The 22,408-nt window shown below is 36.9% G+C and carries 14 protein-coding genes; 8 read left to right on the forward strand and 6 right to left on the reverse strand.

Features of this window, described 5'->3' with window-relative positions:
• Window positions 1-138: 138 nt before the first annotated feature.
• The 6 genes from K319_RS0103920 (at window position 139) to K319_RS0103945 (ending at window position 9,083) form a co-directional block, all read left to right on the forward strand.
• Window positions 139-2,490, forward strand: coding sequence for an outer membrane beta-barrel family protein (locus K319_RS0103920; protein WP_027382440.1), 2,352 nt, complete (start codon window positions 139-141; stop codon window positions 2,488-2,490).
• Between the two features lie 208 nt (window positions 2,491-2,698).
• Window positions 2,699-3,295 carry a hypothetical protein gene (locus K319_RS0103925; protein ID WP_156907042.1) on the forward strand — a complete coding sequence of 199 codons (597 nt, stop codon included), beginning with the start codon at window positions 2,699-2,701 and terminating at the stop codon, window positions 3,293-3,295.
• Window positions 3,296-3,605: 310 nt separating this feature from the next.
• Complete coding sequence (locus K319_RS0103930) at window positions 3,606-3,935, forward strand: hypothetical protein (RefSeq protein WP_156907043.1); 330 nt, start codon at window positions 3,606-3,608, stop codon at window positions 3,933-3,935.
• 11 nt (window positions 3,936-3,946) lie between these two features.
• Window positions 3,947-6,580: a hypothetical protein gene (locus tag K319_RS0103935; protein ID WP_027382443.1), complete on the forward strand. Its 2,634-nt coding sequence runs from the start codon at window positions 3,947-3,949 to the stop codon at window positions 6,578-6,580.
• 73 nt (window positions 6,581-6,653) lie between these two features.
• Window positions 6,654-7,286 (forward strand): hypothetical protein, encoded by a 633-nt coding sequence (locus K319_RS0103940; RefSeq protein ID WP_027382444.1) that lies wholly within the window; start codon window positions 6,654-6,656, stop codon window positions 7,284-7,286.
• A gap of 282 nt (window positions 7,287-7,568) precedes the next feature.
• Window positions 7,569-9,083, forward strand: coding sequence for a tetratricopeptide repeat protein (locus K319_RS0103945; RefSeq protein WP_027382445.1), 1,515 nt, complete (start codon window positions 7,569-7,571; stop codon window positions 9,081-9,083).
• A gap of 35 nt (window positions 9,084-9,118) precedes the next feature.
• Here the strand turns inward: K319_RS0103945 and K319_RS0103950 are convergent, their stop codons facing one another.
• The 6 genes from K319_RS0103950 to K319_RS0103975 all read right to left on the reverse strand — a co-directional run bounded on the left by K319_RS0103950 (window position 9,119) and on the right by K319_RS0103975 (window position 19,943).
• A complete protein-coding gene (locus K319_RS0103950; protein ID WP_027382446.1) occupies window positions 9,119-10,249 on the reverse strand; it encodes a 1-acyl-sn-glycerol-3-phosphate acyltransferase in 1,131 nt (376 codons plus the stop codon).
• A gap of 71 nt (window positions 10,250-10,320) precedes the next feature.
• Window positions 10,321-10,704 (reverse strand): hypothetical protein, encoded by a 384-nt coding sequence (locus K319_RS0103955; RefSeq protein ID WP_027382447.1) that lies wholly within the window; start codon window positions 10,702-10,704, stop codon window positions 10,321-10,323.
• A complete protein-coding gene (locus K319_RS0103960) occupies window positions 10,688-11,248 on the reverse strand; it encodes a LemA family protein (protein ID WP_027382448.1) in 561 nt (186 codons plus the stop codon). Before K319_RS0103960 ends, K319_RS0103955 begins: the two co-directional genes overlap by 17 nt.
• 24 nt (window positions 11,249-11,272) lie before the next feature.
• Window positions 11,273-12,502 carry a UbiA family prenyltransferase gene (locus K319_RS0103965; protein ID WP_027382449.1) on the reverse strand — a complete coding sequence of 410 codons (1,230 nt, stop codon included), beginning with the start codon at window positions 12,500-12,502 and terminating at the stop codon, window positions 11,273-11,275.
• 41 nt (window positions 12,503-12,543) lie between these two features.
• Window positions 12,544-14,913, reverse strand: a complete 2,370-nt coding sequence (gene tamL / locus K319_RS0103970) for a translocation and assembly module lipoprotein TamL (protein ID WP_027382450.1) — start codon at window positions 14,911-14,913, stop codon at window positions 12,544-12,546.
• Window positions 14,913-19,943, reverse strand: coding sequence for a translocation/assembly module TamB domain-containing protein (locus K319_RS0103975; protein ID WP_051230411.1), 5,031 nt, complete (start codon window positions 19,941-19,943; stop codon window positions 14,913-14,915). The genes tamL and K319_RS0103975 overlap by 1 nt, the downstream gene beginning before the upstream one ends.
• A 329-nt stretch (window positions 19,944-20,272) precedes the next feature.
• On the opposite strand from K319_RS0103975, the gene K319_RS0103985 reads away from it, so the two are divergent.
• Together K319_RS0103985 and K319_RS0103990 are read left to right on the forward strand one after the other, a co-directional pair.
• Window positions 20,273-20,869, forward strand: a complete 597-nt coding sequence (locus K319_RS0103985) for a TetR/AcrR family transcriptional regulator (RefSeq protein WP_027382452.1) — start codon at window positions 20,273-20,275, stop codon at window positions 20,867-20,869.
• A 294-nt stretch (window positions 20,870-21,163) separates the two neighbouring features.
• Window positions 21,164-22,324 carry an efflux RND transporter periplasmic adaptor subunit gene (locus K319_RS0103990; protein WP_027382453.1) on the forward strand — a complete coding sequence of 387 codons (1,161 nt, stop codon included), beginning with the start codon at window positions 21,164-21,166 and terminating at the stop codon, window positions 22,322-22,324.
• The last annotated feature ends 84 nt before the right edge of the window (window positions 22,325-22,408 follow it).

Genomic DNA, 22,408 nt, shown 5'->3' on the forward strand with positions numbered 1-22,408 from the left:
CTTCGTGTTTCTAAACATCAAAAATACAATCAATTTTCTTTCAAAACAGGCATTAACCTTCCATTAACCGTTCATTAACAAAACTTTCCTGCGATTCGTCTCAATTTTGTCAAAATTATTGAAATGAAATTGTTAGCTATGAAAACTTATTTAATAATGATATTATTGATACCAACTGTGATTTGGAGTCAGAATATCAAAGGACACATCGAGAACGAAAATCAGGAGCCTATTTCCGAATCAAGTATTGAAATCAATGAAAACAAAACAATATTCTATTCTGATAAAGAAGGGAACTTTAGTCTTGAAGGAATTTCAAAGTTTCCTGTCTCAATAACAATCAAAAAATCGGATTACCAGGATTATGAAATCACTCTGGAAGAAAATGAATTTCTGAATATCATTCTCAAAAAAGACACTGTAAAATCAATTGCCGGTGTCACGATAAAAGCTAACAAACCTTTACTGAAAAGGAAAATTGACCGATTGGAATTTAATATCGATAAAACACCTCTTCAAAATCTGAATGCCTGGGATATCTTGAAAAACACACCCAATATCTTAGTAAAAAATGAAGAATTAAGCGTTCGTGGAAATTCGCAAATCATTGTAACGATCAATGATAAGAAAACATTGATGACTCAGGAGCAGTTGAAACAACTTCTTGAAAATACTGACGGAAATAATGTTTCCTCCGTTGAAGTTATCACAAATCCACCTGCAAAATACGAAGCTCAGGGAGGCGCTGTTATCAATATCAAAATGAAGCAAAATGTTCTTTCCGGGTACAAAGGAAGAATCTCGACAAGATACACACAAGCCACTTATGCCAAAGGAATGGTTGGAACTTCGCAATCTTACAATACGGACAAATGGCAACTGACCGGGAATTATAATTTTGTGTCAGGAGATTATGTACGAAAAAACTTTGATGTCGTGATTTTTGATAAAGATAAAACCCGTTGGGAAAGTGATATGGTGAGAAAAACACACGCTCACGAACAGCACATTTACAACTTTTCCGGACAATATACCGTAGATAGTTTGTCAACCATCCAGTTTGGTTTTGATGGTTATAATGCGCCAAATAATAATGGTCTTTATAATGTTCCAACTAATATTTACAACACAGAAAACAATCAATTACAATCCAATTATTTGACCTCCAACAAGAAAAAGCAATATGATAACAGTTTTAATTCTTATCTGGTTTATGATAAAAAATTTGGGAACAACAACCTGACCTGGACCAATAACTCGAGTACAAAACGCTTCAAAGAAAATCAGGATGTTGCAACTTTATTGAATTTTGAGGGTCAACCTACAAGTAATAACAGATTTGCGAATAATAGTGTTCAGGATATTTCGCTTTATGCAACGCAGTTGGACCATCGATTTTCTAATGATAAATTCACTTTGGAAAGCGGACTGAAATACAGTTTTGTAAACAATAAAAATAACCTCGATTTCTTTGATGGAACAAGCGGAACTTTGATTCCTGATTTGACAAAAAGTAACCTATTTAATTATAAAGAGAATATTTTTGCTGGTTATATTTCCTCAGAATACAAATGGGAAAAATGGGAAATAAAAGCTGGTTTGCGCTCGGAAACGACATTGATCAGAACCAATTCTGACAATCCAATTGTAGAAAACAAGACGACCAGAACCGGACTCTTCCCTACTTTTTATCTGATGTATAACCTGAAAGAAGACCAGCAATTAGGATTCTCGTACGGAAAAAGGATCGACCGACCGAATTATGATTTCCTGAATCCTTCAAAATCTTATTACAATCTATATTCTTATTTTCAAGGTGATGCGTATTTGAGATCGACTATTATTCATAATCTTAGCTTGACCTACACCGTAAAAGACTGGAATTTTGAAACTTATTACAGCTATATCAAAGATCCGTCCATGGAAATTTCAATCCAAAATCCGCAGACTTTTGAAACAGTTTATAATTATACCAATATTGACCACGGACAAAATCTAGGCGTGAATTTCTCAAAAAACTTTTCTATAAAGCCATTCTGGAAACTGAATCTTTTTGCAATGGGAGAATATCAGGAGAATTATTTTATGGGAACTGATAAGATTTTGTATAAAAACGATGTGTTCTTTTACAATGCAAATATTTCCACACAGATCACTTTGGACAAAGCAAAAACCTGGGATTTGAATGTGTCTTATGTTTACAATTCCAAGACGATCCAGGGTTCATTTGACATCAGTTCTTCCCAGAGAACGAATGTTATCATTAACAAAAAAATGTTTGATAAAAAATTGGAAGCTGGTCTGGTTTTCAATGATATTTTCCGAACGGATAAGAATACAATATCAACAAGATATGCTGACCAGAACCAATACTTCAAAGATTATCGCGATACGCAGTATTTTATGATCAATCTGAAATATAACTTCGGAAATCAGAAAGTAAAAGATGCAAAAGCCGGACGAAAAACGGATGAGCAGAACAGATTATAAAAAACAACAAAAAAGGTAGATCGCTTGATTTACCTTTTTGCTTACATAGAGATCCATAAAACAGATATAACAAAAAAACAAACTAATTTTCAATACTTTAAAACAAAATAGTACAATTATAGTATATAGAAATCATTGATAATAAAGTCGTTTTTTTTTCATTTGCACATCAATTCTTATAGATACCTGTAGGAATTGAAAAACACAAATGATGAAAAAAAACACTATGGTTTCACAATTTTTTGTGAGGGCTTTTGGTACATTTTTATTACTTATTTCTATTTCCGGCTTTGCCAAAATTCATATTGACGAGGATATTGTTTCAAATGCTGATAACATATCCAAGTCATCAGAAGAACAAAGTCCTCAGCCTGAAAAGGCCAAGATCTATGTAACTGAAGGTGTAGTGATCACTAATTTAAGCGATAATATAGAAATTGTTTTAATTAAAAGTAAGCCTGACAAAAAAGAGAAGAAAAAAACTAAAGCAACTCCAGTTGTAACGACTTCTAAGCCAAAGAAACAAAAAAGTACGATGATAAAACAAGCTATCATCGCACACAAGTTCATCCCAAAACCATTCTCATCAGAATTATTATTTGAAAAAGCTGGAAAATTAGACGTTGCAACAATCACCTCGCCTCAAAATTCCAAGTCAAAAGCATATGCTATAAACGACTTTGTAAAATTTACTTTATTTACTTTTCTAGTAATTTTCCTTGGTTTTTATACCAATAATATTAAAATCCTAAAACCAGAATCTGTTCTATATTCTGTTCGTCCTCCTCCATTTCCTGTTTTATAGACAAAAGTTTGAAAAGGCTTGGCTAAGTACAAACAAAACCATCAATAGCTTTAAAAGCTCTTGAAACGGATAGTAATTTGCCCGATCCTTAATAAATAAAGCACCGATATAGAGATTGATTCCAATCTCAAGCATTTCGGTTTTCGGAAATACATCTTTCTGAAGACCTAGATACTCTTATGTCAAAATTTAATGGAATTAAATAATGTAATCGCTTTAGTATGGCATAGTCACTATTTACAAAGCCATGTAAAAGTGAATATCATAATTGTTCCAAAAACCAATCTTTAAAATCAAAAACATTCTAAAAATGAAAAAAATCATTTTCATGATCTCTGCCGTATTTTCCATATCAGCTTTTTCACAAGTTGACAACAACACTCATAATACAACAAAAACAGGTCTCATTGCCGAGATATGGACAGGTGATGAACTCAGGACTGCCGACAACTTTGAATTCACGGATAAGAAAGTCGTATTTATATCAGAACCGGATTCTAAGCCACAAGGCAGGACCAATAACATCACCGCAAAGGGATATTATTACTACGATGCCAGCAGTAGAAAATGGTTAAGACTAGAGCATCTGCCATACAATTCTTCAGTTAATCCACTTGAAAAAACAAGAAATAAACATTAATAAGGGAAAAAATGAAATTAATATTAAAAAACACAAAAATAATTGTCCTGATGCTTTTTCTTTTATCGAGTATAAATGGTAATGCACAGGTAACATGTAGTGGAGGAACTACAAATATACCAAGATCCGGCTCTGTGGTGGTAAACGGTGTGACCGTCACCACTACTTATACAGGTGATATTCAAAATTATTCTTATGGTGCTTGGTCCAGTTGCTCAGGAGCAGTTACCACATCCAACAATTCATTACTTGTAGGTGCTGGAGACCTATGGAACCCAACAGCCTACAGTCCCTGGAGTATCACGCTAAATTTCAACAAGCCGGTTAATGACCTGGTAGTTGTTTTAACCGCGACAGGAACAGGCGGATACACTTCTTATAATGAAAATTTTGTATTCAATTCCAATGGAGGTACAGTTAACATTACGGCTGGAACCAACTGTTATTCTACAATAAGCGGTAACACCATTTATTCCGGTGCAGGGGCTCCTCTTGACACAAGTGGAACAAGTGGCGGCGGCGGTGGGCTGTTCAAAATATCTGCATCTAATGCATATACCAGTTTGACCATAAATGGAAATGGCGGCTTAGCAGGTTCACTTATGGCAATATGCGGAGTATCGATAAAACCAGCTTGTTCAGCAGGAACTACAGCGCCTACAGTTAAGAACCTATCATACTCTTGTCCTACTACTTATATAAATCTCAACACGGCACATACGGGAACGGTTCCGTCCAGCGCATCATTGGTATGGTTTACAAATAGCGCACATACAGGAACGCCGCTTTCTGGAACTCAAGTTACACAAGCTGTCGCAGGAACATATTATGCCTTTTATTATGATGGCACAAACGGATGTTATAGTCCGGCTTCAAATTCCGTTGTTGTAGCTAATCCTGCGACCACTGCTCCACCCGTCCAAAATCTGTCATACTCCTGCCCTGCAAATTATATAAACCTTAACACAGCCCATACAGGAACAGTTCCATCAGGGACATCTTTAGTCTGGTTTACAAATAGCACACATACAGGGACGCCACTTTCTGGAACTCAAATCACACAAGCCGGCGCAGGAACATATTATGCATTTTATTATAGCAGTACAGGAAACTGTTACAGTTCTGTCTCAAACGCTGTTGTTGTAACTAATCTTACATTGGCAGCGCCATCTGTAAAAAACCTGTCGTACTCCTGTCCTGCAAAATATACAGACCTTAACACAGCCCATACAGGAACAGTTCCATCAGGGACATCTTTAGTCTGGTTTACAAATAGCACACATACAGGGACGCCACTTTCTGGAACTCAGATCACACAGGCTGGCGCAGGAACATATTATGCATTTTATTATAGCAGCACAGGTGGTTGTTATAGTTCTGCTTCAAATCCTATTATTATAACCAACCTTACCCCTTTGGACAGTGATGGGGACGGAATCCCTGACGCCTGTGATCTGGATGATGACAACGATGGGATTTTAGATACTGAAGAATGTTCCAATACTTCACAACAACTTATTATTTACTGGAATAGCGGAAATTATACAGCTTCGATCTACACATCAGCTCTTACGGCATCCAGTAGTATTGCAGGTGCAGGATTAAGCAGAACACTTCAAACTTCACATAATTACCAGCAACTTTCAGGAATCAATGCTGTTAATGAATCTCAAGCCATAGCAAATAATGAGTATATAGAATATGCAGTAACTCCTAACCAATATGTAGCTATAAAAAGTGTTGGATATTATTCGATGAACTCCTCTCAGACGGGAGAAGACACACAATATTATTATTTATTAAGGGTATCCGATGATAATTTTTCTACGAGCAATATTCTGCATGGAGATAAAGCTTACAGTCCCAATCAGGGAGATCTGGTTTACAATGTAACCAATGGCACTTTCTATATGCAACCGGGCAAAACTTATAAATTCAGAGTATATTTTCATTCAGTTAATGGAGGTTCTTCCGCAACTATAGGACATGATGATTTTAAACTGATCGGATCTGTTGAATGTGATACTGATGGTGACGGAATCCCCGACAGATTGGATCTGGACTCCGATAATGACGGCTGTCTAGATGCTATAGAAGGAGGTGCCGACATTACGACTCCTCAGCTTGTAAATGCCTCAGGTACTGTAAAAGCAGGAACCGGTTCCACTGCTCCTAATGAAAATCTATGTGCCAGTTCAGTATGCGTGAACAGCAATGGGATTCCTCAGTTTTCAACTTTACCTGCCAACTATAGCAATACTACAGGGCAAACAATTGGTAGTTCCCAAAACAGCTTGATAAACACTTGCACGTCTTCTAATTTCTGCTACAAACCTGGTGCTACAGGAGGAATAACATTAGCGACCGACCATGGTATATCAGCATTAGGAAGGGCTGGTGAAGATGATGCAGATAACTGGCCAATGGTTCGCAAGGGCGCATGGACTGTTTTGGAATCCAAAGAAAAGGGATTTGTAGTGAACAGAATTCCTACAACAGCAAACTTAAGCCTGATCTCCAATCCTATTGAGGGAATGATGGTTTATGATGAGGAAGCAGATTGTCTTAAAATATATACTATCAAAGAAGGCTCAACAACCGCAGCTTGGCATTGTTTCAATACACAGGCCTGCCCAAATCAATAACAAATAAAAGGATAGCAGAGGTGAAAACTCTAAAATCACCTCTATATCTTTCTTTCTAAACACAATAAAAACAATGAAAAAAAGTATTACAGTACTATCAATACTATACACAACTACCGTCTTTGCCCAGGTAGCGATTGGTAAAAAATCAACAACGGCTGAATCTGATATTTCCCTTGAATTTTATGATTCTGTGGATAATGCCAAAGGAATTGTTGTCCCATGGGTATCTACAATACCAAATAATCCTGTCGCCTATAATTCTACAACAGGTTCAGGATACAGGGGAATGCAGGAAACAATCGTAGATGGAACTATTATTTTTGATCTGTCGGATAAAAAGATGAAATACAAAAAAGCCGGTAAATGGTTTGACCTTACAGGAGACCCAATTTTTCCGTTGACAGTTAAAGACAAATCGAATAATGACATTACGTTCACACAATTCAATAACGTTGACTCTTCATTACAAGACGATAAAAAAGAATCAAACAGTGCAAAAGTAACCATAGGCGTAAACGGTGAAAGCGATATAACTTCGGGAATCCTTGTTTTGACAGACACCAATAAGGCAATGGTTCTGCCAAAAATAGCAAGTCCACATTTGAACCTGATGAACCCTACCGCGGGAATAATGGTATATGACACAACCAATCGACAATTGGCTGTCTACAACGGTACGATATGGACTTTTTGGAAACCTTAGAATAAATAAAAAGTATTGACGATTGATCTATAATGAATCAACTGAATTTTACATGATCTATAATAACCACTCTTGGTCGTATTTGTAAAAAATATAGATAGGGTGGTTTTTAATTGATAACTATAAAATGAATCCCAATAACTCATAAACATAATATGTTATAATAAAAATATTCGATAGATATTTACAAAAAATATAAAATGATGACCAGCATAAATCATTATATCAAAATAATTTATAATATTAATTTTGTTTGTTCGAATAAGTTAGCCCTCTAATACTATGAATAAAATCTTACTATATATATTTTTATATTTTCCTGTTATTTTTTTTTCGCAAAATGAACAAAAAAAAATATTAGAAATTGAAGCCCTGTTAGATTCTTCGTACATAAAAACAACAGAGTTTAATTTGCCTGCAGCGATAAAATATTCACAGAAAGCGCTAAAATCAAGCAATCAAAAAAAGTATTCGCGCGGAATAGCTATCGGTAATTTTCGCATTGCCCAGTGCCTAACGGAACTAAGCATCTATAAACAAGGATTAGAATACCTTGAGAAGGCACAAAATGAAAATCGAATTCTAAAAGACCCGAATTTGAATTTTGAGATAAGAAGGATTCGCAGTCGTATATATGGCAATATGAAATTACTTCCAAATGCCATTTCCGAAAGCAAAAAAGCAATAGCAATCATTCCTGAATTAGAAAAGGATGAAACTGAAAAAAAATTTGCTCGAACTCTAATTAATGAAAACATCGCTTTGATCTATGAATCAATGGAAAAACCTGATTCCGCATTTCATTATCTTAATGAAAACCAATTGATATTGGGGACACTGGAAATTCAAAAATACCTTCCAAACATTATTAATAATTATGTAGAACTGGGCAATTATTATCTATCCGTAAACGATCCAAAAGCTGCTCAATCCTTCTTGAACAAAGCAATCAGTACAGCAAAAAAATACAACTACCCTTTTCTTTCATACACCTATAAGTCCTACGGTGATTTGATGATCTATCATAAAGAAAATGATTCAGCTATAATATATTACAAAAAAGCGTTAGAAATATCTGAACAAACTAAATTAAAAAGTGAGATCCCCTCTATTTATCAAAAGATGAGCCATGCGTATCGTCTTTTAGGCAATAAGCCTCTGGAAGAAAAATATAAATTACAATCTCTTGAGCTTCAAAACAATTTGAAATCCGAAATGCTTTCCGCATCCAATTTGATAATCAACTCTATCCTTTCGGATCAAAAAGATGAATTCACAAAAAAAGACGCAAAAGCAAATTATACAATAATCATGATAACAGGTGTTGCAAGCATTCTATTTGTAACTTTATGGTTATTATATAAGGGAAAGGCCAAAAAATTCAAACATTTAAAAAAAATATCTTCTCAAAAGGAAGAAATGCTTATTCAGCAAAAGGAAGAAATTGCCCTGCGTTACCAAGAAAACACCAAAAACATGGAACAAAAAATCAATCAATCCTTTGATGATGTTTTCGCTTTGGCAAAAAATAACAATCCAGAATTTTTCACACGTTTCCAGGAAGTCTATCCGGAAGTGATAAGCGCCATACTTTCCATAAACAGCAAGTTAAGAATATCAGAATTAACACTTTGTGCATACTTCTTTCTAGGTTTCACGACAAAAGAGATAGCGCTGTACACTTTTAAATCAATAAATACTGTTAGAAACAGACGACAGAACCTCCGTAACAAGTTACAGATACCAGCAGATGAAGACCTTGAATTATGGTTTAAAACATTGTCCAGAAAGAACTGATATTTTAAATCATTCAGGATAATTCATATTTTACTTCATAAGTCTCGTTTGGTCTTATTCGTAACCGGATTGGCATACATCTCAAGAAAACTATTTTTCAGGATCTCATCGGAACTATCGATACGCATTTCCAAACGTCTCTCAAATAATTGTTTTTCCTCTTTTGTATAATGCTCAGAATATTGGTCAGTTTTATGGAGAAAGTCGTAAGCAATATATTTGGTGGGCCAAAGTTTATAATTTTTTATAATAGAATCATCTATGACCTGAGCAATCGCCTGAAGCTGCTTGTTCTTATTTTCATATTGCAATGCGATGCCATCCAATTCTTCATTTAGAATATGACCTGCATGCAGGTGGATATGTTTTTTTTGTCCCAAGGCACCGCTCAGAATTGTTTTGAAATCTTCATCATCATCTTTCGCATAAGCCTCATTCCTTGATCTTGCTATCAGTTGCGGCAATTTTAATGCGTCTGTAGGGTCATACTCATAAGATATTGACAATGGGACTATCTTCAGGCTTTTAAAAAAATCGGTCAACGGGATATCGCCACTGGCCATTGCCAACATCTTCAGAATCCCCTGTTGTGTAAGATCATTACCGTCTTTGGCCCGCCCTTCTCGCTGTGCCATCCAGACAGAACGATTTTTTTTCTTCAAAAGATCATGGATATATTCTGACAGAATTTTCGAGCTGCCCAGCTGCTCCCGAATTGGCAGGTCTCTTTGTACCAAAAAATTCCGGGTCAATTTTGCCAAAATATTGATAAAAGGTTTTTGGACAAGATTATCTCCAATGGCAGATGCAGTAAGGATCAATCCGTTATCCAGCAATGCCAGATTCAGCAAAGAGGTGTCCAGTACAATATCTCTATGATTGGAAATGAACAGATAGGCCGTATTTTTATCCAATTGGTCAAATCCGGAAGTAGTCAGACCGTCGGAACTTGTATTAAGAATCTGACGAACGCTATGGGATATGATCCGATTCTGAAAATCGTTTATGGAATGTATTTTTTTAAACTCATCAAGCCAAAAATCTTCATCATGGTCCGGAAACGTAAACTGCATGAGTGCTTTCATCATCGGATGTTTGGCAACACTTAGCAAAGCATCATTCACTTCTTCATCATAAAAATACCTGATATCATCAATCTTCGACATACTTCTGTTAAAATAAGATTTTGCAAAAAAACGAAATTTTATCGGGACATATATCCTAATATCTATAATAATCAACTATTCACAGGTTTCTTTTTCAATTGGTTCTGATCGAACTTCTTTCTCAAACCTGCTGCATTCACAATAACAAAAGCAGTGATGCAGAGATACATGGAAAGATAGACCATCAGCATTTTGAGTCCCGAAACTCCCATGAACATCAATAAAATCTGAGAAACGAAACCAAGTAACCAGCCAACTGTAAAAATAACAACTACGGAGAAGCCAAATACATTCAAATTCTGAACAGGTTTATAGAGTCCAATCTTTTTCAAGATCCAAAGCGGGACAATAAGAACGATCAATGCGAAAGGATGGAAAGCGGCAAAAGCAACTAATGTTCCGGGCTCGGCATCAATATTTTGGATGATGTTGATGATCTCAGAAGGTAATTCCATCGTATTTTTTTTCTTGTTCGGTGATCTGAAGCAGTTGTTTTTTTCCGTAAAGCATCATTTTTGCCAAAATCAGATTGGGAAATTCTGCGATTCCGATGTTGTACATCGTCACACTTTCATTATAAAACTCTCTTCGGTCTGCAATGGCGTCTTCGATCTGAGAGACACGACCCTGAAGCAACTGGAAATTCTGGTTGGTTTTGATATCAGGATAATTTTCTGCAACGGCGAAAATCGATTTCAACTGATCTTGCATCTGATTGGACAACTCCACTTTTTCTTCAACAGAATTGGCGTTTAGAAAACTGGTTCTCAATTCTGTCAACTTCGTCAGCATCGATTCTTCAAACCTCATCGACTCTTTGACTACTTTAATGAGATTCGGTATTTCATCGGCTCTTTGCTTCAGAAGCACATCGATATTGACAAAGGATTTATCAACATTATTTTTGAGCATCACCAATCTGTTATAAGTGGAGACAATCACATTCAAAAGTCCTAAAATGACCAGTCCGATGATGACATAAGCGAAAATCTGTATCATAGTTTTTATTTTTTTAATTTAAATTTATTCCGATGGTTGTGTCACTTCAGCACTGTCGGCTTCTTTCCGGTAAATATTCCCATCCTGCTCTTTCTGTTCATAACTGTTGTAGATATTATCATAAAAATCTGTAACAGACCTCACAGGCTTCGAATTCTGAAAAGGCAGATCCATATTGATCTTTCCAAATACCAACGTATTATTTTTAATAGAAATTGGTGTCAGAAAAATAAGCGCAATGAGAATTACCCAAAAATAGACGAAATATCCGGCAGATTGTAGAATTGGTCGTAACGTATTATAATTTTCCACACTTTCTACAGGTGAGATCCCGAAAACATCTTTGATCTCTTCCTTTTGAAAAACAGGTTCGTTATTTTCCTGCAAACCAGCTTTACCTATGAGTAAAACTTCCATATCCTCTTTCAGGAGATATTGCGTGTATCGCTTCATCGAGGATTGATATTGCTCATCAATCTCAAAATCTATGAACTCAATATCATCGGTTACCACTTTGATTTGACCAGATTTATCTTGTAGGAAAAAAGGATTACAAATGGTTTCCGAAGATTCCAAAGAGTAAGAATCTTTACCATCTTTGTCCGTGCTTACAGTTTCTATCGTATAAAGATAGCCAATGCACTCTTTTTTTCCGATACGCGCCATCACCGGCTCAATTGTCTTTGATGTTCCGGAGATCTCTGCCAATCCCATTGCCACAGAGCGGATATTGGAGGTCGGAAGTGTACGCTGGAATTTGTAGAACCTTTTCTTGTTATTTGGTTTTAAAGATGTTAAAAACGGAAGAATAATGAACACAATGATAATGAAATATGGAACACCTAATGAGAGGACCAACCCAAAGAAAAACAACCCGGACAAAGTCAATAAGATCTTTTTCCAAATAGGAAGTGCTGGTTTTCCACTTCGTTTTCTGCGTTCATCTTCTTCCTTGGAACTTTGAAGTCCGCTTCTGATCGCTGAGACAATCATCCCGAGAATTCCTAAAACAAACACAGAAAGAAACAGAAGAATTGCAACCAGTGCTCCCGATCTGCTGTCATATAATGAAGCAAGCCAGATCAATAAAGGATTTAGAACAAAGAAAAGCCATTTTGGTTTGAGATCGATCTCATAAAGTCCCATCAGAATAACTGTATGGAAAATAGCTACGAAGACGCTCATGAGCATCAACATGAAAAGAAGCCCGTTATCAACTTCTAATGTTTTGTAGAATTCTGAAAACTCATTCATAGGCAAAAAATACGTTCATCAAGCTTTGGCTAAGATATAATTTAAAATGGATATCCGATCGCAATATTCAGGATCAGATTGTCTTTTCGCCAAGAACTGTCCCCAAATTTCACTCTATCTAGAACCCAACGGTCTCCTTTTTCGTAATAAGGCAATCTCAATGGCATCGCAAGATCTAATCTTAAAACTAGAATTGAGAAGTCCAGTCTAAGCCCAACACCTGCTCCAACAGCCAGTTCATTAAGGAAATCCTTGGAGAACTTTGCACCTGGTCTTGTATTGATCCCCTGTTCATTGATATCATCATTCACCAACCAGATATTTCCTGCATCTACAAACGCTGCAACATTCAGGAATTTGTAGATATTGGCTCTGTATTCTGCATTCATTTCTAATTTGATATCACCAGACTGATCGAAATAGAAAGTCGCATTCTGGGTTCTCGGGTCATAACTTCCAGGGCCGAGTGTTCTTGCCCGGAAGGCTCGGACACTGTTACTTCCACCAACAAAAAACTGTCTGGAATAAGGGACAAATTCTGAGTTTCCATATGGATAGGCAATTCCGGCGATAATTCTGGACGCGAAATTCGTCTTCTCATTGAATTTGTGATAGAATCTGAAATCGTGTTCCATCTTCGCATATTGACTGAAAGGAACTCCGAAAATATTTTTCTGATCACCCTTTTTCGCATTAGCACCTGTTAAAAGTCCGGTAATATTTCCTGCCAGATCAAGCATTCCACGGTAATAGATCGTGTTGGTTTTTGGCGAGGTTGTATTCGTATAAGTGTAGGTGTAAGTTGGCCCGAAGATCAATTGTTTATCCACTACCCTTTGCAAAGTTGGATTGGCAGGAATCCCTTCTGCTGGGTTTCCATCAATCTGTTGCTGATATTTATCAGTAATAGTTTGAGGTGCGACCATCGTGATATCGATGACCTTCAAATCGTGTTCTTTTCTTACGTTCTCTTTCCAAACGTAACCAAATGATGCATTGAAATTGTGGAGCGTGTACAATTGCGTTCGGCTTTGATATTCGTATCCAAGGCCGATATTCGTCCTGGGAACAAAAGCACTAGAGGAATTAAAACGGAAAGGTGCCACAATTCTCGGGATAGAAAGTTGTGTATTCGCACCAACCCTGATGATGTTGTTTGCATCTTTTGGTCCGCCCAACTGGACATCGAAAGCGCCATAAACGGCCGCTTTGAATTGCTCAGCACCTCGGAAGAAGTTACGGTGAGTCCAGTTCAGGTTCACCTCTCCTCCTCCATAATTGGCCGAGTTTGTTCGTCCCAAAGTCTCCAGACGCAATGATTGAATTTGTCTTGGTGTCAACAAATAGTAAGCATCAAATTTATGCGTCACAGAATCTGAAACCACAAATTCATTTTTCACAAATTTGAAGACGCCTAAACTGATCAGTCGGCTCAAGGTCAGATTATGGTCTTTCCTGTTATAGACATCTCCTGGTTTGAAGTATAAAGCGCGGTCAAAGATCCTCGGTTTGAATTTATGTTCCGGATCGATCACATAGATATCTTCGTAAGCATATTTGGAAAGGGAATCTGCGTTCATCGGAACACTATACTTTCCATCTTTCACATCACGAATGTTATAATTTGGGAAAACCACTACTTTATCAATGGAAAATTGTTGCGTTGCCAGATCGGGTGTTTGTTCCTTCAGTTTGACATTCAGTTCTACTTTATGATTTTTTGCCACCGTACTATCTGCCTGAACGATGATATTGTCCGGATGGAAATAATAGAAACCTTTCTCCTTCAATCCATTATCAATTCTTTCCCGTTCAGCTTTGATGACACCAAGATCAAATGAATTTCCGACTTTCAAAAGAGATTTGTCTTTCAAATTCTGAATTTCCTGATTGATCAAAGTAGAATCTTCCTGAAACTTAACCTGACTGATCAAATATTGATTTCCAGGCTTAACTGTATAAATGACCTGCGCCTTCTTGTTTTTCGAAACCGTATCGTAAGTCGCCTGTGCATTGAAGTAACCTTTGTTTTCGGAATAATTAACCAAAATATCCTTGTTGAATTCCTTATCAACATCGCCAAGCAAAACCGGCTTTTCCCCAAATTTATATTTCAGCCAATAATTGAATCCTTTCTCTTTCTTTGGTTCTTTTGCAATATTGTAAGCGTACAATTTTGGTCTTAATCCAAGAAAACTTGAGTTAGGCTTCGGGGTCAGATTTTCTTCGAGTTCAGCCTTCAAAGCTTTCTTTTTCTTTTTCGTAATGCTGTCATTTTCGATCTTAACTTCGGCGCCTGTGTAAAGCATTTGTCCGTCTTTCAGAAATTTGGTATTACTGCAAGATGAAATAACCACGATGGATGACAAAGCAACTATTGGTCTTAGATGGATTGGAAATCTGCTCTTCATTATTTAAAATCTACTACTTGGTTATTATTTCTTTCTCGTTCTTTTTTTCTTTTCTCCCGCTTCGAACTCTGGAAGATCTCCCGGAATTTATCATAATCCAAAGTGATGATGAAACCAACTCCAGTTTCCACGATCTGACCTTGCAAAGCCACCTGGTATTCGTTCTTACGATAAGCTCTCAGCATATATCTGCCATCTCTGGAAAGGCTGTAATCTATGGTGACATCGCCTGCGATATTGGTCGTATTTTCATTTTGTCTGGCATCGCCCTCCAGTCCGAAATTACTTCCGACAGAGACTTTCAGACGGTCATTGAGTAACTTTTTACTGATATCGACGTTCAGGTCTGTTCTTGTATTTTGAGTTCCTGTCGAATAATCTTCAGAGGATTCCAAATCGAAATTCAAATCAACACCTTTGATCAGATCAGAAGCCAGATTGTTCAATTGCTGAGATAATATCTTGCTCACGCTTTGTCTCGCCAAAGTTTCTGTGGAAAGCCCGGCACTGTTTTCGAAAGGATTTTCACCGATGAAACGATTCAGAAGAAGTAAGGCAAAAACCTGTTTGTTCATTTCATTTTCATCGGTTCTGAGTTGGGTGAGTTTTTGATCTACAATATCTTTAACATTTGTAGAAACCGAATTATTCTTTTCATCGGTTGTAATATCAAATGTGATGACAGGTTTTAGCAATTCGCCTTTCATCTGAAGCAACGTATTGAATTCCATTCTCTGTTTGTATTGATTGAGTGTAGCCGGCGTCTCTCCAGCGATCTGCTGTTCCACCAGATCCAAAGGTGCGGTCTGAGTTTTGTAAACAGCCGTGATATCAAGCGTTGCTGCGGTCGGTTCGCCGGTCCAAGTGATCGTACTGCCTTTTTGGATCTCGAATTTGCGTTTCAAAAGGCTTACGGTCATATCGTAGCTCCCTTGCTCTACTTCGTAAACACCAACCAAAGTGGTTTTTCCGGATGGGTCGATTCCGCCGGTCAACTCCGCCTCACCTTGAAGTTTCACAAAATCACCGTTAGCCTTATCGATAATGATTGACATCTTAGCTTCTTTGCTGACCTCGATATTCACACTGACGTCCATTCCTTTGATCTTGTTTTTGGCAGCCAGCGAATCTGCGACAATGGTTTTATTAAGAGCAATCTGATCTTGGTCTATGAATTCCACAATACCGTCTCTTTCCTGTAACGATGGACTTGACTGGGGCAAAACAAACGTAAAATCTGTATCATCAGAAACGGCCAGCCTTCCATCAACTTTTGGAAGGTCGAGGTTACCTCTAACCTTCAAAGCAGCATCGATGGACAAGATCCCGTACATCAAAGCGTCATTTGATTTTTCTGAATTCACAACTTTGAAATCTTTGGCATTAATGTCAAGATTGAAGGCAAAATCCCTGTAAGTCTGAGTCAGCACCTGACCATCGATCTTAAGCGAATTTCCATCCTTGTCATTGATCTTGAAATCATCAAACTCAATTCCTCGGTTTGTGAATGAGATTTTATCATTGATGTTTCTGAAATCACTTCCTGTTTGCGCAATCATCAATCCGACATTGTTCATCTTTAAATCGCCGAGAATTTTCGGTTCAGTTGTAGTGCCTGTGATTTTCAGGTCTCCCGAAAGATAGCCTTCCGTATTCGTTATCGCATTCATAGAAAAGCCCTGGAGCGTTTTCATCTGAAGTTGGTTCATTGCAAGATTCAAATCAAAACTACTGGCGGAAGTATTATAATTTCCTGTGATCTTCACGTCATTTTCGTTCCCGGAAAGTGCAATATCAGCATTGATGATATCTGCCGAAGTATTATTGGCTTTCAAAGAAAGATTTCCAACAGGACTTCCATAAGCAAAAAGATCAGAAATATTGATATCCGCATTGAAGCTCATTTTCTTGCTCAGATCTCGCAACTGCGCTCTTCCGTTGATCGTTCCTTTTGCCAACAACGAATCTTTTTTGATGATCTCTGTAATCGTTTCGATTTTGAAATCTTTCAAAGTAATATTCAATGGACTATTTGGAGAATTGCTTTCTGATTGTACTAAAATTTCACTTCCGGAATTTGACAATCTAAAATTATCCGCAAAAATCCCTTGGCTTCTGATCTGGATCTTGTTACCATCAGCTACCGCCCAATCCATATAATTCAATTTCAAACCATTTGGGTTTAAGGAAATCTCGGTAATGTCATTAATTGATCTGGCATTTCCAGCAATCAGGAACTGTGTCTGATCTTTCCCGTCTTTCGTTGTGATGTTGTAGTTGATGATATTATCAGCAACATCGCCATTTATATTGACCTTGTTCAAGGCAAAACTTTCACTTTTCAAAGCCGCGACATCCAGATCATATTGCAAAGCCTGATCTTGATTGGTAATTTTCAAGCTTGTATTTTCAAGCGAATTTGTGCCATATAAAACCTGCGGAATTCTTGCATCGAGTTCTATTTTCTGAGAATCCGCATTGTAATTTCCTGTAATATTGATCGTTTCAAAACTCTTCAGGTCCGGGACAAATTTTCTGATCAGATCATCATTCTTGATCTTTGCATTCACTGTGAAATATTGTCCTGCATCAATTTTAGCAGTTTTTCCAGGTTTTTGGAATTGATAATATTGGTTCACCGTTTGCGACAAAGCACCGAAAATCTGGGTCAATTTGTATTTGCCATTCAGATCCACATCCGCAATCTGAGAATTGAATCTGATCTGAGTAGAATCAGATGTAGAAAGTGCATTTAAATTGATTTCCTGGATTGGATAAACTTCCTTCGTATCAGAAATAGCGAAGTCTTTAAGATTCAGATATCCATTCAGATTATCTGGGTCAAGACTTTTGAAATCACCATCGATCGCGCCAGCCAAAATCATTGGTGAACTGTAAAATCCTAATTTATTCAGATCTAATTTGTTGATATTTCCATTGACTTTCACCGTTGGATTTTTGTCGTCATAGACTCCCGAAGCGGTCAATTTTAGGTTTGCATTCGGGTCTTTGGAAATGAGAACAATATTGTAAGCACCACGATCGATCTTGCCAACCAAATTCATATTTTGGTAACGGTAACCTTTGTAGGTAGCCGATTGGACATTGCCTACAAGATCGGCATTCGCATTTTTGAAATCAAAACTCTCGCCTTTTGCAGAGATCTGAGCGGTGATTCCACCAAGGTCTTTGTTTTGAATGATCTTCCCGATCTGTAGATTTTGCAGGTTTGCTTTCACGTCATACAACTCCCGGTTCTTTCTTCGCATGTCAACTTGCGCTTTGATCCCGGCATTTCCAAGCGTGGAATACAAACTGAGATTGGTATTGACAACTTTCGTAGTTCCTTTAGCAAAGCCTTTGATACTGAAGTGTGAAGGCAAGGAAATGTTAGATGGAATCGTTCCTTTTGGAACCAAGTTAAAAATCGTTCTTCCGGATGAAGCCAATTCGCCGATCTTCAAATCGTAATACAAATTGCCTGGATCCATAGCATTCCGAATCCTTCCAGACGCATTGACACGAAGCTCATCAAGGCCAGAAACTTTCAGTTCGTTGATCAGAAGGTCATTCACCAAGCCTTTGACATTAGCATTGACGGAAAGAATCGCATTCGGGTATTTGTTGAATGGCGCTGTATTTCTAAGTGTCGGAACGATATTCAGAATATCAGAAAAACCTATCTTTGAATCTTTGATATTTGCAGAAACCTTGATCGCTCCGGGATTTGCAGATAATTGCTCGATGGAATTATAATTAAGGACAACCTCGTCTCTTAAAACCGTTTTTGGCGTTTGAAGATAAAGATCTTTCAAATAAGCTTCCTTATCCGAATAAACAAAATCGGTATTGAATTTCTGGATATCAAGACCTCTTTCTTCCTGAATCTCCGCAGATTTCACACGTCCTGCAAAACCATTATTTTCCATTTTGAAATCCCGAACATCAATATTCAGTTTTCCAAAATTGAGGTGATTGAAATCCATTCCTGATCCGGTTGGCGCCACGGCTGTATTGTTGTAAGCGATACTCACATCATCGAAAATCAATTTTCCAAGAAGGACTTTCATCGTTTTTTCCGCCGTAGTATTTTTAGAAATCTTAGTTGCTTCTTCTTTCGGGCTCGTATTGGAAGCTGGAAGGAATAAATTGGCATTTATATTTGCGTCCGATAAATAAACATTATCAACGTCATAAGCATTATTCTGAAGATCAATATTGTTGACTTTCGTACTCAATTCTTTGAAAATGACTTTTGCAAATGTCTTTGTATTATCATCACCATAATCGATGTTGAAATTGGTCAATTTGATTCCGCTCAAGCCCAACTGCATTGGTTTTTTCTGATTGAGAGAATCTACTTTTTCCTCTACATTTTTGGAAACCTCTTCAATAAGATCTTGCTTCAATTTTAACTTCAAACCGTCAAGATCGATATTGTTGACCGCATATTTGTTGTTTTGAAGGTCAAAAGTTTTCACACGGGTGTCGAATGAATTGAAGTAAACTTTGATATCATTTTTAGATTGCTGATCGTTAAAGGTAACGCCGATATCTTTCAGTTTTATTTTATCAAGAGAGATGATAAAAGGTTTGGATGGACTTTCTTCTTTGTCAGAAGTCGCAAACGCATCAATAATATAATCAAAATTGAATCTCCCTTTTGGATCACGGACGACATTCGCACGAACGCCTTCCAGATCGATAGATGTAAGATCCGCCTTGGAATTGATCAATTGCCACATATCCAAACCGACATCAAACTTTTTCACGGCCAAAAGCGTATCAACTTTCTGACCTTTCAGATACAGATTCTCGATGACCAAACTGTTCGGGAAACCAATATAAACCTTTTCCAGGCTGACTTTGGTTTTGATTTTCCCTTCGAGAAAGACAATTAATTTATCCTTGATAAAATTTTGTACAAATGGAAGCCTTAAGCTAAAGATCAGCAAAACAAAAAGAACCAAAATAGCAATTATGGTTCTGATAAAACGTCTGAACAGCTTTCCTTTATTGAGTTTTTTCAAATCTTGATGGTTTACAGAATATGCTATAACAAATACCGTACTATAAAGGTATTTTATTAAAAATAATTTATCCTGATCATGTTACAATTTACAAATAATTATTTTTTTTAAATTATTTTCCAAGATTTTTAAAGAAGGTAATTTTTTTTGACCTGGATAAAGTTCTATTGTTTCGCTTCCCTGCAAAACAATTTAAAACTACAATTAAACAACTGATTTACAAATCATTAAATCCAAATTCAATTTAAATTAATATATAAAACCTAAATTTTATTTGGAAGTTAAACCAAAAAGTTCATAATTTTGCTAACGCTGTTAGGAAAACTAAAATGGGAGTACACGAACGACGACAAAGAGAAAAAGAATCAACACGCGCCAATATTTTGGATGCCGCTTTCTCTTTGGCCAAAACCGACGGCTGGGCTTCTCTTTCTATCAGAAAAATTGCTGATGCCATAGAATACAGTGCGCCCGTGGTTTATGATTATTTCGAAAACAAGGAAGCCATTTTGTTTGAAATCTCCTTGAATGGTTTTCATAAATTACACATCGAATTACTGAAAGCACAGAAAAAATACGATACTCCAGAAGAGCAACTTATTGCGATCGTGGATGCTTATTGGAAATTTGCTTTCAAGAATAAGGAGTATTATCAGCTGATGTTTGGACTGGGAATGCAGTGTAGCGGAAAAGGATTGATGAAGGAAGAGTTTTCTTCGTTTCAGGATCTGCTTTATGACTGTACTTATGACATCATAAAGAAAAAAGGATCTAATCCGGACAACGCCTGCCATTCTTCACACGCTTTGTTTTCAGCGGTTCATGGTTTGATCTCGATCATGATGATGCGTAATGATGACATCCCTTCTACGATGAATAAGACAACGCTTGATGAGACCGTTGCTGCTTATATAAAATCGTTATAATTTTTTTTAAATTTTTAATTAACACTGTTAGGAATATTAACGCAGTATTAATTTAAATTTAACTAATAAAACAAATAATAAATCTGAAATATCAATTTTTACCAACATTTAATACTGTCAGTAAAAAAGAACAATATTCAGGTCTAAATTAATTAATCACATAAACTCTCTAAATATGGAAACAATGTAAAACCAGACACTAATATTTTTGATTTAAAATCTAACAATGTTAGATAAATTAACAATATTTAATTCAATTACACTATTACTTAAATTAACACTTAAAAACTTGAAATGAAAATAACTAACAATTCTAAACTTATTGTACTTATATCGAGTATTATCTTTTTACAAAGTTGTACAAAAGCCGCAGACAATACGGCAATGGCTTTCCCTACGCCAGAGCTTCCGGTTTATACCGTTATTACTTCTCCTGCTACTACTTACCAGGAATTCCCTACATCTCTGGAAGGTAAAAACAATGTAGAGATCCGTTCACAAGTGGACGGTTATCTGGACAGGATCTATGTGGAAGAAGGTTCTTTCGTAAGAGCCGGTCAGCCGTTATTCAAAATTGACCCACGCGTTTATGGCGAACAAATGAACATGGCATCTGCCAATCTCCAGGCTGCCAATGCCAATATTCAAAAAGCTAAAGTAGAAGTGGACAGACTTCAGCCTTTAGTGGCAGACAAAGTAGTTTCCGATGTTCAACTGAAAACTGCAAAAGCCAATTATGCAGCCGCCGTTGCAGCCGCTGCTCAGGCAAAAGCTTCGTTGGGAGGGAGTAAAATCAATGTCGGATTTACAACTATTACAGCACCTGTGAGTGGTTACATCGGACGGATTCCTTACAAAAAAGGAAGTTTGATTTCCAGAACCGATGCTACTCCATTGACTTTGCTATCAGACATTAGTCAAATCTATGCTTATTTTTCTTTGAGTGAATTGGATTTCATTGCTTTCCAAAAGAAATATGCAGGAGCAACGCTTGAAGAAAAATTGAGGAATATGCCGGCAGTCGATTTGGTTATTGCAGACGGCAGCAATTATCCTGAAAAAGGAAAAATGAGCATCATTGACGGACAATTCGATAAAACAACCGGAGCTATCAGCGTCCGTGCCGTGTTTCCGAATCCAAACGGAACTTTGAGAACCGGAAATACAGGCCGTGTCCGTATGCCGCAATTATTATCAGATGCAGTCGTAATTCCACAGGAATCTACTTTCGAAATTCAGGATAAAACTTACGTCTATGTTCTTGGAAAAGATAACAAAGTGACCGGAAAACCCGTGAAAATCTCTGGTAAGACAGAACACTATTACTTTATCTCTGAAGGATTGAATAAAGGTGAAAAAATCGTATTTACAGGAATCGGAAACTTGAAAGACGGTGTTCTTATCAAACCGAAAACGATCTCTTCTGACAGCTTGTTAAAAGCCAATCCTTTGTAAAATAGCTTTTGCTTCTGGCTTTTAGCCATTCGATTGAAAAACTATTTATGATAAAGCTATTGGCCAAAAGCTAATCGCTATAAG

It is taken from the genome of Epilithonimonas caeni DSM 17710 (genome assembly GCF_000426465.1).
GTDB lineage: Bacteria > Bacteroidota > Bacteroidia > Flavobacteriales > Weeksellaceae > Epilithonimonas > Epilithonimonas caeni.